Source organism: Stenotrophomonas sp. SMYL89 (genome assembly GCF_036319985.1).
Taxonomy (GTDB): Bacteria; Pseudomonadota; Gammaproteobacteria; order Xanthomonadales; family Xanthomonadaceae; genus Stenotrophomonas; species Stenotrophomonas maltophilia_Q.
Genome location: NZ_JAWIRW010000005.1, coordinates 119418 through 131934, shown reverse-complemented (window position 1 = coordinate 131934; position 12517 = coordinate 119418). Strand labels below are relative to the sequence as shown.

At 66.7% G+C, this 12517-nt stretch carries 12 protein-coding genes; 8 read left to right on the top strand and 4 right to left on the bottom strand.

Annotated features, from left to right (window positions below):
* Positions 1-184: 184 nt before the first annotated feature.
* Both rho and trxA read right to left on the bottom strand, forming a co-directional pair.
* Positions 185-1930 (bottom strand): transcription termination factor Rho, encoded by a 1746-nt coding sequence (gene rho, locus V3B41_RS08305; RefSeq protein WP_049428995.1) that lies wholly within the window; start codon positions 1928-1930, stop codon positions 185-187.
* 228 nt (positions 1931-2158) lie between these two features.
* Positions 2159-2488 (bottom strand): thioredoxin, encoded by a 330-nt coding sequence (gene trxA / locus V3B41_RS08300; protein WP_005411275.1) that lies wholly within the window; start codon positions 2486-2488, stop codon positions 2159-2161.
* A 511-nt stretch (positions 2489-2999) separates the two neighbouring features.
* Between trxA and rhlB the strand changes: the two genes are divergently transcribed.
* The 8 genes from rhlB to V3B41_RS08260 all read left to right on the top strand — a co-directional run bounded on the left by rhlB (position 3000) and on the right by V3B41_RS08260 (position 10134).
* Complete coding sequence (rhlB, locus tag V3B41_RS08295; RefSeq protein WP_049428994.1) at positions 3000-4724, top strand: ATP-dependent RNA helicase RhlB; 1725 nt, start codon at positions 3000-3002, stop codon at positions 4722-4724.
* A gap of 169 nt (positions 4725-4893) precedes the next feature.
* Complete coding sequence (gene ftsE, locus V3B41_RS08290; RefSeq protein WP_049428993.1) at positions 4894-5580, top strand: cell division ATP-binding protein FtsE; 687 nt, start codon at positions 4894-4896, stop codon at positions 5578-5580.
* 3 nt (positions 5581-5583) lie between these two features.
* Positions 5584-6531: a permease-like cell division protein FtsX gene (gene ftsX / locus V3B41_RS08285; protein WP_049428992.1), complete on the top strand. Its 948-nt coding sequence runs from the start codon at positions 5584-5586 to the stop codon at positions 6529-6531.
* A gap of 7 nt (positions 6532-6538) precedes the next feature.
* A complete protein-coding gene (locus V3B41_RS08280) occupies positions 6539-7381 on the top strand; it encodes a response regulator (RefSeq protein ID WP_329860650.1) in 843 nt (280 codons plus the stop codon).
* Between the two features lie 9 nt (positions 7382-7390).
* Complete coding sequence (gene ung / locus V3B41_RS08275) at positions 7391-8104, top strand: uracil-DNA glycosylase (protein WP_329860648.1); 714 nt, start codon at positions 7391-7393, stop codon at positions 8102-8104.
* 278 nt (positions 8105-8382) lie between these two features.
* Positions 8383-9258 (top strand): RNA polymerase sigma factor RpoH, encoded by an 876-nt coding sequence (gene rpoH / locus V3B41_RS08270; RefSeq protein WP_049428989.1) that lies wholly within the window; start codon positions 8383-8385, stop codon positions 9256-9258.
* A 176-nt stretch (positions 9259-9434) separates the two neighbouring features.
* Positions 9435-9818: a type II toxin-antitoxin system RelE/ParE family toxin gene (locus V3B41_RS08265; protein WP_049429009.1), complete on the top strand. Its 384-nt coding sequence runs from the start codon at positions 9435-9437 to the stop codon at positions 9816-9818.
* Positions 9802-10134 carry a DNA-binding transcriptional regulator gene (locus V3B41_RS08260; RefSeq protein WP_100443706.1) on the top strand — a complete coding sequence of 111 codons (333 nt, stop codon included), beginning with the start codon at positions 9802-9804 and terminating at the stop codon, positions 10132-10134. Before V3B41_RS08265 ends, V3B41_RS08260 begins: the two co-directional genes overlap by 17 nt.
* A gap of 159 nt (positions 10135-10293) precedes the next feature.
* Here V3B41_RS08260 and purD read toward each other — a convergent pair whose 3' ends face one another.
* Together purD and V3B41_RS08250 are read right to left on the bottom strand one after the other, a co-directional pair.
* Positions 10294-11577, bottom strand: a complete 1284-nt coding sequence (gene purD, locus V3B41_RS08255; protein WP_049428988.1) for a phosphoribosylamine--glycine ligase — start codon at positions 11575-11577, stop codon at positions 10294-10296.
* 58 nt (positions 11578-11635) lie between these two features.
* Positions 11636-12514, bottom strand: a complete 879-nt coding sequence (locus V3B41_RS08250) for a hypothetical protein (RefSeq protein WP_049428987.1) — start codon at positions 12512-12514, stop codon at positions 11636-11638.
* Between the last annotated feature and the right edge of the window lie 3 nt (positions 12515-12517).

Here is a 12517-nt window from a genome sequence, read left to right as displayed (position 1 = left end):
GGACCCGACCGGTTCTCCGGAAGGGGCGACAGCGGGAATCGGTGGCCAGGCCCTCGGGGCCGGGCAGGGCATCGGGCGGATTATCGCCAAAACCGGGCGGCGGTGAAGTGAAGTGGGTCGCCCTGCAGGCAAAAAAAAACCTGCCGCAGCGAGCGGCAGGTTCTTTTCGATGCAATGCCGTGGATCAGCGCTTCATCGAACCGAAGAACTCGTCGTTGGACTTGGTGTTCTTCATCTTGTCGAGCAGGAATTCCATCGCGGCCATTTCATCCATCGGATGCAGCAGCTTGCGCAGGATCCAGATCTTCTGCAGCAGTTCCGGTTCGATCAGCAGGTCTTCGCGGCGGGTGCCCGAACGGTTGATGTCGATGGCCGGGAACACACGCTTTTCAGCGATACGACGGCTCAGGTGCACTTCGCTGTTGCCGGTGCCCTTGAACTCTTCGTAGATCACTTCGTCCATCTTCGAGCCGGTGTCGACCAGCGCGGTGGCGATGATGGTCAGGCTGCCGCCTTCTTCCACGTTGCGCGCGGCACCGAAGAAGCGCTTCGGGCGGTGCAGGGCGTTGGCGTCCACACCACCGGTCAGCACCTTGCCCGAGCTCGGCACCACGTTGTTGTAGGCGCGGGCCAGGCGGGTGATCGAGTCCAGCAGGATCACCACGTCCTTCTTGTGCTCGACCAGGCGCTTGGCACGCTCGATGACCATTTCGGCCACCTGCACGTGGCGCGCGGCCGGCTCGTCGAAGGTCGAGCTGATGACCTCGCCGCGCACGGTGCGCTGCATTTCGGTCACTTCTTCCGGGCGCTCGTCGATCAGCAGCACGATCAGGTGCACGTCCGGATGGTTGGTGGTGATGGCGGTGGCGACCTGCTGCATCATCATCGTCTTGCCCGCCTTCGGCTGGGACACGATGAGCGAGCGCTGGCCCTTGCCCTGCGGTGCCATCAGGTCGAGGATGCGGCCGGTGATGTCTTCCGACGAACCGTTGCCACGCTCCAGGGTGAAGCGGCGGCGCGGGAACAGTGCGGTCAGGTTCTCGAACAGCACCTTGTTCTTCGACGCTTCGATCGGCTCGCCGTTGATGGTGTCGACGATGTTCAGCGCGAAGTAGCGCTCGCCGTCCTTCGGGAAGCGGATGCGGCCAGAGATGTGGTCGCCGGTGCGCAGGTTGAAGCGGCGGATCTGGCTGGGCGAGATGTAGGTATCGTCCGGGCCGGCCAGGTAGCTGGCTTCGGCCGCGCGCAGGAAGCCGAAGCCGTCCGGCAGGATTTCCAGCACGCCGTCGGCGGCGACGCCGTCACCATGGCGGGTCAGCACCTTCAGCAGGGCGAAGATCACGTCCTGCTTGCGGGCGCGGGCCACGCCTTCGGAAATCTGCAGCTGCTCGGCGATTTCCAGCAGCTTCTGTGCCGGCATGCGCTTGAGGTCGCTCAGCGAATAAACCGGGAAGCCTTCCGGCACGTTCGCATGCGGGCGCGGCACGAAGGGCTGCTGCTCGCCGCCGTCGTTGGGCAGGCCGTCGTCGCGGAAGCGGTTGTTGTTGCGGTCACGGTCGCGGCGGTTGCGGAAACGGTCACGGCGGTTGCCCTGGCCTTGCCCCTGGCCCTGCTGGCCGTTCTGGTTGTACGGGTTCTGGCCCTGGTTCTGGCCACCCCCCTGGTGGTTCTGCTGCCGCGGCTGGCCGGATTCGCGACCCTCACCGCCTTCGCCACCGCCACTGCTGGCAGGAGCCTCGGCGGCGGGTGCGCTCGGTGCGGAGGCGGGGGCCGGTGCCTCGGGCGCGGCGGCCAGCGGCAGGGTCGGCTGCGCCGGAGCGGCGCTGGTTTCGGCGGCTGCCGGGGCGGCGGCCTTGCTCACGCGGGGCTTGCGCACGCGCTTTTCGGCGGGCGCATCAGCGCTGCCGGTTTCGGAAGTGTTATCGGACAAGAGCGTTATTCCTCGCTTGAAGGTGCGAGCGCCCGGCTGGGGCGGCGAACGTTGGGAATGGGTCTGGAAGAAACTGCGTCCAGAGGGTGCGGCACGCGAACGCGGCCGGATGTGCCGACACTATCATCGGCCTGCGGCGCCATGCAAGGGCTGCCGGGAACAGCATTCATCATGGGCGCGGTGCGCCCGCCGGCAGCCGCGGTCGGCGGCTGCCGGGGAACAGCAGGATCAGGCCAGGGCCTTGTCCAGCAGGCCGGCCAGCTGGGCCTTGCCCACCGCACCGATCTGCTCGCCGACCTTCTCGCCGTCCTTGAACACGACCAGGTACGGGATCGAACGCACGTGGTACTTGGCGGCCAGCGCACGGTTGTGGTCGACGTTGACCTTGGCGATCTTGGCACGGCCCTGGTAGGCATCGGCCAGTTCGTCCAGCGCCGGGGCGATCATCTTGCACGGGCCACACCATTCGGCCCAGAAATCGACCAGCACCGGTTCCTTGGAATTCAGCACTGCGCTATCAAAGTCGGCGTCGCCGACATGTACAACCTTGTCGCTCATCTTGGTTTCTCGTCTTGGATTGCACCCGGCCATGCCGGAGGTGGGTGAACTGGGCCATGCCCGGTGGCGCGACCCTCGTCGTTGCCTCGCGGCGCACTGCCGCGGTGCGTTCGGCGGGATGCCTGGACGCTCACGGCCGGCAGTGTACCCCTATCGCAGGGCGGGGACAGGCGCCGGCTGGAACCCAGCGTATCGTGATCGCTTCGAAGCTCGGTATGTGTCGGATTTCACTGTCTTCCCGAAGATGGGGGTGGCAGCGGGCGACACCAGCGGGCCCGGCCAGGTCGTTCAAGTCCGGTGTGGCTGGATGAAGACTGGTCGTCTCTTCGGTTCGTGAGACAGGGCATTCCGGTTTGCCGGCCCGAGTGCGTTAAACTGGGCCATTGTGCGGCGTTCGGACCGAGCGGTCCCAGCCTGCCAACCCGCCGCAGGGGCCGCAGTTTGCGACGGTGCCCCTAGACGATGAAGTGCCAGCCGCCCCACGGGCCGGCGGCCATACCAAGACGGACTCATGAGCGACAAACCGCTGACCGATTTGACCTTTTCCTCCTTCGAGCTGCATCCGGCCCTGCAGGCCGGTCTTGAAGGAGCCGGATTCACCCGCTGCACCCCGATCCAGGCGCTGACCCTGCCGGTCGCGCTGCCCGGCGGTGATGTTGCCGGCCAGGCCCAGACCGGCACCGGCAAGACCCTGGCCTTCCTGGTCGCTGTCGTGAACCGCCTGCTGACGCGTCCGGCGCTGGCCGACCGCAAGCCGGAAGATCCGCGCGCGCTGATCCTCGCCCCGACCCGCGAACTGGCCATCCAGATCCACAAGGATGCGGTGAAGTTCGGTTCCGACCTGGGCCTGCGCTTCGCCCTGGTCTACGGCGGCGTGGATTACGACAAGCAGCGCGAACTGCTGCAGCAGGGCGTGGACGTGATCATCGCCACCCCGGGCCGCCTGATCGACTACGTCAAGCAGCACAAGGTGGTCTCGCTGCACGCCTGCGAGATCTGCGTGCTGGACGAAGCCGACCGCATGTTCGACCTGGGCTTCATCAAGGACATCCGCTTCCTGCTGCGCCGCATGCCCGAGCGCACCACCCGCCAGACCCTGCTGTTCAGTGCCACCCTCAGCCATCGCGTGCTGGAGCTGGCCTACGAGCACATGAACGAGCCGCAGAAGCTGGTGGTCGAAGCCGAGACCATCACCGCCGCCCGCGTGCGCCAGCGCATCTACTTCCCGGCCGACGACGAGAAGATCCCGCTGCTGCTCGGCCTGCTGTCGCGCAGCGAAGGCGCGCGCACCATGGTCTTCGTCAACACCAAGGTGTTCGTCGAGCGCGTGGCGCGTTCGCTGGAAAAGGCCGGTTACCGCGTGGGCGTGCTGTCCGGCGACGTGCCGCAGAAGAAGCGTGAGAGCCTGCTCAACCGCTTCCAGAAGGGCCAGCTGGAAATCCTCGTGGCCACCGACGTGGCCGCCCGCGGCCTGCACATCGACGGCATCAAGTACGTCTACAACTACGACCTGCCGTTCGATGCCGAAGACTACGTGCACCGCATCGGCCGCACCGCGCGCCTGGGGGAAGAGGGCGACGCGATCAGCTTCGCCTGCGAGCGCTACGCCATGGGCCTGCCGGACATCGAGGCCTACATCGAGCAGAAGATTCCGTCCGAGCCGGTCACCAAGGAACTGCTGACGCCGCTGCCGCGCCCGGAACGCCCGGCCCCGGCGGCAGGCGAGGAAGGCGAGGACAACGAAAGCGTCGGCCAGATCTTCCGCGAAGCGCGCGAAGCCCGCGCCGCCGAGGAAGAGCGTCGAGGCGGTGGCCGCAGTGGCGGCCGTTCCGGCGGCGGTGGTGGCCGTGGTGGCCGTGACGGTGAGCGCAGCGGCGAACGCCGTTCGCGTGGCCCGCGCAAGCCACGCGTGGAAGGCGAGCAGGGCGCTGCCGCGCCGGCCGCCGGTGCCGATGGCGCCACCGCCCAGGCTCCGCGTCCGCCGCGCCCGCCGCGTGCCGAAGGCGCACCGGAAGGTGCGGTGGACGGCGAGCACAAGCCGCGCAAGCGCCGTCGTCGTCGCCACGGCCGTCCGGTCGAGGGTGCCGAGGGCGTGCAGGCCAATACCGGCAACAGCGCCAGCCCGGTCACCCCGGTGCAGGTGGTGGCCAAGCCGGTGCGCACGGCCGCTGATACCGGCGATTCGTTCCTGACCCGCATCGGCCGCAAGATCCGCCGGATGCTGTCGGGCAGCTGATCGGCCGGGGGTGGGTGCGGACCTTGGTCCGCACTGAGCCGAGCATGGGCTCGGCTCTACAGCCCCCATGCCGCCCTGTAGAGCCGAGCCTACGCTCGGCTGCTCTCGCGGCTGCCACCAATCGCCCCACCATCTCCACGCCGTCGCGCCGCTCCTGCATAATCGGGGCATGAGTGTCCTGCGCTTCGACAATGTCAGCAAACAGTACGCCGGTGGCCACGAGGCGCTGATCGATGTCAGCTTCGAGGTTGCGCCGGGCGAGATGCTGTTCGTCACCGGCCATTCCGGTGCGGGCAAAAGCACCCTGCTCAAGTTGATCCACCTGGACGAGCGGCCCAGCCGCGGTGCCGTCGTGTTTGACGAGCGCAACCTGCTGAAGGTGCGCGGCGGCGACGTGCCCCGCCACCGTCGCGCGGTCGGTGCGGTCTATCAGGACCATCGCCTGCTGATGGACCGCTCCATCGCCGAGAACGTGGCGCTGCCACTGATCCTGCGCGGCACCCGCCGCGGCGACATCGGCAAGCGCGTGCGCTCGGTGCTGGAGCGGATGGGCCTGGGCCATCGCGAGAAGGCACTGCCCTCGCAGCTGTCGGCCGGCGAGCAGCAGCGCGTCGGCATCGCCCGCGCCATTGTCGGTGAACCCAAGCTGCTGGTGGCCGACGAGCCTACCGGCAACCTCGACCCGACCCTGGCGGCGGAGATCATGGCCCTGTTCGCCGAGCTGCCCTCGCGCGGCACCAGCGTGCTGGTGGTCAGCCACGACCTGCCGCTGCTGCGCCGCATGCGCAAGCGCGTGCTGATCCTCGACCATGGCCGGCTGGTGGATGACATCTCGCCGCAGGACCTGGCGGAGTAACGCATGGCGAAGAACGAAAACAGCGAAACCGCCGCTCCCTCTCGGGTGGGCGTCTGGTTCCAGCACCACGCGCACAGCGTGGTGTTCAGCCTCGGCCGTGCCTTCCGCAAGCCGTGGGCGACCCTGCTGACGGTGATGGTCATGGCGCTGGCGCTGGCCCTGCCGCTGGGCCTGTCGATCGCGCTGGACAACCTCAAGCAGTTCGCCGGCAGCGTGCAGCAGTCGCGCGATATCAACGTGTTCCTGAAGGGCAACGTCGATGGCCCCGGTGCGCTGCGCCTGGCCGGCCAGCTGCGCGACCGCGACGACGTGGCCGAAGTGAACGTGCGCACGCCCGAGCAGGGCCTGCAGGAACTGCGCGATGCCGGCCTCGGCGAGGCGATCGACGCACTCAATGACAATCCGCTGCCCTCGCTGCTGGTGATCACCCCCGGCCAGGGCAAGGACGACGCACGCCTGGCACGTGCGCTGGAGAGCCTGCCCGAGGCCGACCTGGTGCAGCACGATGCACTGTGGCGCCAGCGCCTGGATGCCTGGCTGGCGTTCGGTGCACGGCTGGTGCAGGTGCTGTCGGTGCTGCTCGGCGTCGGCGCCGCGCTGGTGGTCGGCAACACCGTGCGCCTGGACATCCAGGCCCGCCGCGAAGAGATCGGCGTGCTGCAGCTGCTCGGTGCCAGTGATGGCTTCATCCGCCGCCCGTTCCTGTACCTGGGCGCGTGGTATGGCCTGGGTGCCGGTGCAGTGGCGCTGGCCTTGATCGGCGCCGCCGGTGCCGCGCTGCGCGTGCCGCTGGCCGAACTTTCGCGCAGCTACGGCAGTCCGTTCGTGCTGCACGGCCTGGACCTGCTGCATGGCGGCCTGGTCCTGCTCGGCACGCTGCTGCTGGGCTGGCTGGGTGCGTGGCTGGTGACCGGCCACTTCCTGCGCCAGACGCGCCCGACCGACACCTGAGACCGGCATGCAACCGCAAGCGCTGAAGCACCTTGAAGGGCCCGCGACGCGGGTGATGGTGGTCGATGGCTCGAAGCTGGTGCGCAAGCTGATCGCCGACGTGCTGAAGCGCGACCTGCCCGGCGTGGACGTGATCGGCTGCGACAGCATCGAGGACGCGCAGCAGGCGCTGGCGCAGGGCCCGGTGGACCTGGTGACCACCTCGCTGACGCTGCGTGACGGCGACGGACTGGCCCTGGCGCGGATGGTCCGCGAAGCCGCCGGCCAGGCCTATGTGCCGGTGATCGTGGTGTCCGGCGACGCCCAGCAGCACCTGGAGCAGCGCCGCTTTACCGAGTACGTCACCGACTATTTCGACAAGTCTCTCGGCCATGAAGCGCTGGCGACCTTCATCCGCGGCTATGTGCAGCCGCAGACCATTCCCGGCGCCACCATCCTCTACATCGAGGACAGCCGCGTGGTGGCCGAAGCGACCAAGCGCATGCTGGAACGTCAGCAGTTGAACGTGCTGCACGTGGTCAGTGCCGAAGAGGCGTTCACGCTGCTCACTGCCGAGTCGCTGGGCCGCAGCCGCCACTGCATCGACCTGGTGCTGACCGACGTCACCCTGAAGGGTGAACTGAGCGGCCGCGATGTGGTGCAGCGCGTGCGCGTGGACTTCGGCTACGGCAAGCGCCGCCTGCCGGTGCTGGTGATGACCGGCGACGGCAACCCGCACAACCAGACCGGGCTGCTGCAGTCCGGTGCCAACGACCTGGTGCTCAAGCCGATCGAAGAACGGCTGCTGGTCACCAAGGTGCTGTTCCAGCTGCGGCTGGCCCGGTTGAACGATGGACCCCTGATTCGATGAAGTGGCGCAATGATTGATGAAGTAGCGGACACCCCGACGATCCAGCTGGAACCGAGCTGGAAGCAGCATGTCGGCGATTACCTGTTGCAGCCGCAGATGCGCGAGCTGTCCAGCTTCCTGCGCCAGCGCAAGGCCGCTGGTGCGGCAGTGTTCCCGCCTGGCCCGCAGATCTTTGCTGCGTTCGACGCCACGCCGTTTGAGCAGGTAAAGGTGGTCATCCTCGGCCAGGACCCGTACCACGGCCGAGGCCAGGCCCATGGCCTGAGCTTCTCGGTGGCGCCTGGCGTACCGGTGCCGCCGTCGCTGCTGAACATCTACAAGGAGATCGAGAGCGATCTCGGCCTCCCGCGCCCGGACCATGGCTGCCTGATTCCGTGGGCGCAGCGTGGCGTGCTGCTGCTCAACGCGGTGCTGACGGTGGAAGAGGGCAAGGCCGGCGCCCACCAGGGCCGTGGCTGGGAAGGCTTCACCGATCACGTGGTGGATGTGCTCAACCGCGAACGCGAAGGCCTGGTGTTCATGCTCTGGGGCGCCTATGCGCAGCAGAAGGGCAAGGTCATCGATACCCGCCGCCACCGCGTGCTGAAGTCGCCGCATCCGTCGCCGTTGTCGGCCCACCGTGGCTTCCTGGGTTGCCGGCATTTCTCGATGGCCAACGAGTACCTGCAGCGCCGCGGCCAGGCCCCGGTCGACTGGTCGCTGCCGCCGCGTTCGGCGCTCTGAGCGGCGGTGCCGGTCCGGGGCTGAACGCCGGGCAACGTTGCCGGCCCTGAATGGGCGTCCGGGACGGCCTGTTCAGCTAAGCTTGACCGGAATCGGCCGGTTTCCGGTAGGTAATTGCTTGAATTCCAAGGGATTGTGAATCCCGAAAAGCATGCTCGCCACTGTCATCAAATCGCGCTACGGTAGGGCTCTGTTTGGGACCAGTGTTGCATCAATAGGATGCTGGAACTTTTTCCTCCTTTAGCAGTCCAAATCCCGGACTGCTAAGATGGGTGCCTATGAGCCAGAACACCTCTACTGCCCTTGTGGCAAACAATCTCCCGATTCCCAGTGCGCTCGGTTCGCTGGACGCCTACATCGGTGCCGTGCACCAGATACCGGTGCTGTCGGTCGATGACGAACAGGACCTGGCCCGTCGCTTCCGCGACGGCAACGATCTGGACGCCGCCCGCGAGCTGGTGCATTCGCACCTGCGCTTCGTGGTGCACGTGGCCCGCGGCTACAACGGCTATGGCCTTGCCTTGGGTGACCTGATCCAGGAAGGCAACATCGGCCTGATGAAGGCGGTCAAGCGCTTCGACCCCGAAATGGGTGTGCGCCTGGTCTCCTTCGCCGTGCACTGGATCCGTGCCGAGATGCACGAGTTCATCCTGAAGAACTGGCGCATCGTGAAGGTCGCCACCACCAAGGCGCAGCGCAAGCTGTTCTTCAACCTGCGCAAGTCGAAGACGCGCCTGGGCTGGATGAACGCGGCTGAAGTCAGTGCCGTCGCCAAGGACCTGAACGTGTCCGAGCGCGAGGTCATGGAAATGGAATCGCGCCTGTCCGGTCGCGATATCGGTTTCGATGCGCCGACCGACGAGGACAACGAACACGCGCCGCCGTCGCCGGCCGCGTTCCTGGTCGCCAACGACGAAGATCCGTCGATGGCCTACGAACGTGCCGATAGCGAAGACAACCAGATGCAGCTGCTGCGCGAAGGCCTGGCCGAGCTGGATGCCCGTTCGCGCGACATCATCCGCCGCCGCTGGCTGGATGCCGACAGCAAGGTGACGCTGCAGGAGCTGGCCGACGAGTACGGCGTGTCGGCCGAGCGCATCCGCCAGGTGGAAGCGAACGCGCTGAAGAAGATGAAGGCGCTGTTCACCGCGTAAGCGGGAGGGCGTTGGAATTGTGAAAGGCCCGGCAGCAGTGCCGGGCCTTCTTCATTTGTGGGGCTTGGCCACGCATGGCGTGGCTCTACTCTGACGCCAGGGCGGTGATTGCGCCGACCGGGTCATGTGCTGGATGCTGATGTTCACGCCGTACCACGCAGTGGCACGGTATGATCATGCCACGCATCTTCCGCACACGAAGTTTCAATCGCAGCATGCGCAGGACCACCCTGTCCGACGCTGCGCTGTACCGGTCGGTACGTGAAATGGAAGCGGGTCTGGTGGATGCTGATCTTGGCGGCGGAATCTTCAAGAAGCGCGTTGCGTTGCCGGGGCGAGGAAAGCGTGGGAGCGTTCGAATCATCGTCGCTACGCAGCGAGGTGGGCATTGGTTCTTCCTTTTCGGCTACGAGAAGAATGAACGTACTGCGATCACGAATGCGGAACGGGATGCGCTGCAGTTGTACGCATCGGAGTTCCTGAAAATGAGTACGGCGCAGCTGAATCGTGCCGTGGAATACGGGGATCTACAGGAGATCGGCCATGACGAAGCCCCCTGAGCGACGGCGTGCGAAAAGTGCGCTTCTTGAAGCGGTGCATGATGCGGCTGTGAGTCTGCACGCGCATGGTTTCATTGATAAACGTCGGTTGAGCAGCTACGAAGCGCTTTGCCTTGAGCCGGTCCCTGAATACAGCAGTGCCCAGATCCGTGCCCTGCGTACGTCATTGCAGCTCAGTCAGCCGGTATTTGCGGGAGTTCTCAATACCAGCGTTTCCACCGTACGCAGCTGGGAGCAGGGCGAAAAGAAGCCCAGCGGACCGTCACTGAAGTTGCTTAACCTGATTGAACGGAAGGGCCTCGAAGCAGTCCTGTAAAGCAAAGGCCCGGTTCTGCCGGGCCTTCGCTTTTCCATGGTGTTCAATCCACGCATGGCGTGGATCTACCCCAAGCCCCGCATGATCGACGCCATGCATGGATGCGGCAAGATCCAGTGGATCCACGCGATGCATGGATGCCCTGATGCCGCGTCGGCCTCAGCCCTCGCGTGCGATCGCGCGCCAGCCGATGTCGTTGCGGTGGAACTCGTTGGCCCACGTCACCTTGGCCACGCCGGCGTAGGCATTGGCCTGCGCATCACCCACGCTGTCGCCCAGCGCGGCCACGCACAGCACGCGGCCGCCGGCGCTGACCACCTGGCCCTGTGCATCCAATGCCGTACCGGCGTGGAATACCTTGGCAGTGGCCGGCACTTCATCCAGGCCGGAAATCACGTCACCGGTGATCGGCGCTTCCGGGTACGGCTTCGCCGCCATCACCACGCCCAGCGACGGCCGTGCGTCCCACTGCGCCTGCACCTGGTCCAGACGGCCGTCGATGGCCGCTTCCACCAGCTCGACCAGGTCCGACTGCAGGCGCAGCATCACCGGCTGGGTTTCCGGATCGCCGAAGCGTACGTTGAACTCGATCACCTTCGGCGCGCCGTTGGCATCGATCATCAGGCCGGCATAGAGGAAGCCGGTGAACGGGATCCCGTCGGCGATCATGCCCTGCACGGTCGGGTTCACCACCTCGCGCATCACGCGGGCATGCACTTCCGGGGTGACCACCGGGGCCGGCGAGTATGCGCCCATGCCGCCGGTGTTCGGACCGGTGTCGCCATCGCCGACGCGCTTGTGGTCCTGCGAGGTGGCCATCGGCAGCGCATGCACGCCGTCCACCATCGAAATGAAGCTGGCTTCCTCGCCATCGAGGAATTCCTCGATCACCACGCGCGCACCGGCGTCGCCGAAGGCGTTGCCCGACAGCATGTCACGCACGGCGTCCTCGGCTTCGGCCAGGGTCATCGCCACGATCACGCCCTTGCCGGCGGCCAGGCCATCGGCCTTGACCACGATCGGCGCGCCCTTGTCGCGAATGTAGGCCAACGCCGCATCCACCTCGGTGTGCACGGCATAGAACGCGGTGGGGATGTTGTGGCGGGCCAGGAAATCCTTGGCGTAGGCCTTGCTGCCCTCCAGCTGCGCGGCTGCGGCGGTCGGCCCGAAGACGCGCAGGCCAGCGGCGCGGAAGCGGTCGACCACGCCGGCCACCAGCGGTACTTCCGGGCCGACCACGGTCAGCGCCACGCCTTCGGCCTGGGCCAGCGCCAGCAGGCCGTCGATGTCGGTGACCTTCACCGCCACGTTGCGGCACTTGTCTTCGCTGGCGGTGCCGGCATTGCCGGGCGCCACGATCACTTCGGTGACACGGGAGGACTGGGCCAGCTTCCATGCCAGGGCGTGTTCGCGGCCGCCAGAGCCGATGACAAGTACGTTCATCACGAGATTCCAGATTGCGTGGGAAGGGAAGGTCGATGTCCCCGTCGGCGCAGGTGCTTCATTCGCAGCCTTCGCGTCGCAGCGATTCGGGGAAGGAATAGGCCCAGGTCTTCGGGTCCAGGGTAAAGCGGTGTTCCTGCCGGACCTGCTTGCCGCCACAGGTGGTGCCGGTTTCCTCGATCAGCAGCGGCCAGATGCGCGCGCTGCGATCGCTGTCGTCGAAACGCAGTGCGAAATCGATGCTGAAGCGGCGGGTGCGGCAGTCTTCGGCGGTGTCCGGGTCGGTGCCGGGACCCAGGTTGTCGCACTCGTACTGGGCGTCATTGTCGATATGGCTGCGGACGCTGCCGGTGGCGACCAGGCCGTTCGGGCCTGGCAGGATCAGCGACTGCGAGAGCAGCGAGAAGCCCTGCCCGAACCAGCCGTCCTCGACACGGAAGCCATGGAAGTCGCTGCCGGCGCGGATGACGCTGACCGTGCCGGGCTGGCCGCCGCTGCCGAAGCGTTCGCCGGTCAGTTCGCTGGCCACTTCGAAGCCATCGCCCTTCGGGCGCAGCACGAAGAAGTCGATCATTCCCGCATCGATGTGTGCGCCTTCGGACAGTGCGCCGCAGACCGCCAGCAACTGCTGCCAGCTGTCACCGCTCACCACCGGTTGCTCGGCGCAGACGTGCCAGTCCATCGGGCGGGTCTCGCCGTCGTCGTTCCAGCTGCCGTGCCATTCACCGGAGAGCCTGGCCTTCTTGCCATAGCGCTGGACCAGGAATGCCCGCAGTCGTGCGGTGCGGCTCACGTGCGCCGTCGGCTCGGCAGGGGCCGACGTGGCGGCCTCCGACGCCGGCGCAGGCGGGGGGGCCACTGCGGGCTTGCAGCCGGCCAGCGTGGCCGTGCCTGCGAGGGCGAGCACGGCCAGCGATTTCATTGAAGCTGTGGACATCCG

Coding starts and splice junctions, on each gene's coding strand:
- trxA (WP_005411275.1), bottom strand. CDS start 2,488: ATGAGCGACAAGGTTGTACATGTCGGCGACGCCGACTTTGATAGCGCA.
- rhlB (WP_049428994.1), top strand. CDS start 3,000: ATGAGCGACAAACCGCTGACCGATTTGACCTTTTCCTCCTTCGAGCTG.
- ftsE (WP_049428993.1), top strand. CDS start 4,894: ATGAGTGTCCTGCGCTTCGACAATGTCAGCAAACAGTACGCCGGTGGC.
- ftsX (WP_049428992.1), top strand. CDS start 5,584: ATGGCGAAGAACGAAAACAGCGAAACCGCCGCTCCCTCTCGGGTGGGC.
- V3B41_RS08280 (WP_329860650.1), top strand. CDS start 6,539: ATGCAACCGCAAGCGCTGAAGCACCTTGAAGGGCCCGCGACGCGGGTG.
- ung (WP_329860648.1), top strand. CDS start 7,391: ATGATTGATGAAGTAGCGGACACCCCGACGATCCAGCTGGAACCGAGC.
- rpoH (WP_049428989.1), top strand. CDS start 8,383: ATGAGCCAGAACACCTCTACTGCCCTTGTGGCAAACAATCTCCCGATT.
- V3B41_RS08265 (WP_049429009.1), top strand. CDS start 9,435: ATGCCACGCATCTTCCGCACACGAAGTTTCAATCGCAGCATGCGCAGG.
- V3B41_RS08260 (WP_100443706.1), top strand. CDS start 9,802: ATGACGAAGCCCCCTGAGCGACGGCGTGCGAAAAGTGCGCTTCTTGAA.
- purD (WP_049428988.1), bottom strand. CDS start 11,577: ATGAACGTACTTGTCATCGGCTCTGGCGGCCGCGAACACGCCCTGGCA.
- V3B41_RS08250 (WP_049428987.1), bottom strand. CDS start 12,514: ATGTCCACAGCTTCAATGAAATCGCTGGCCGTGCTCGCCCTCGCAGGC.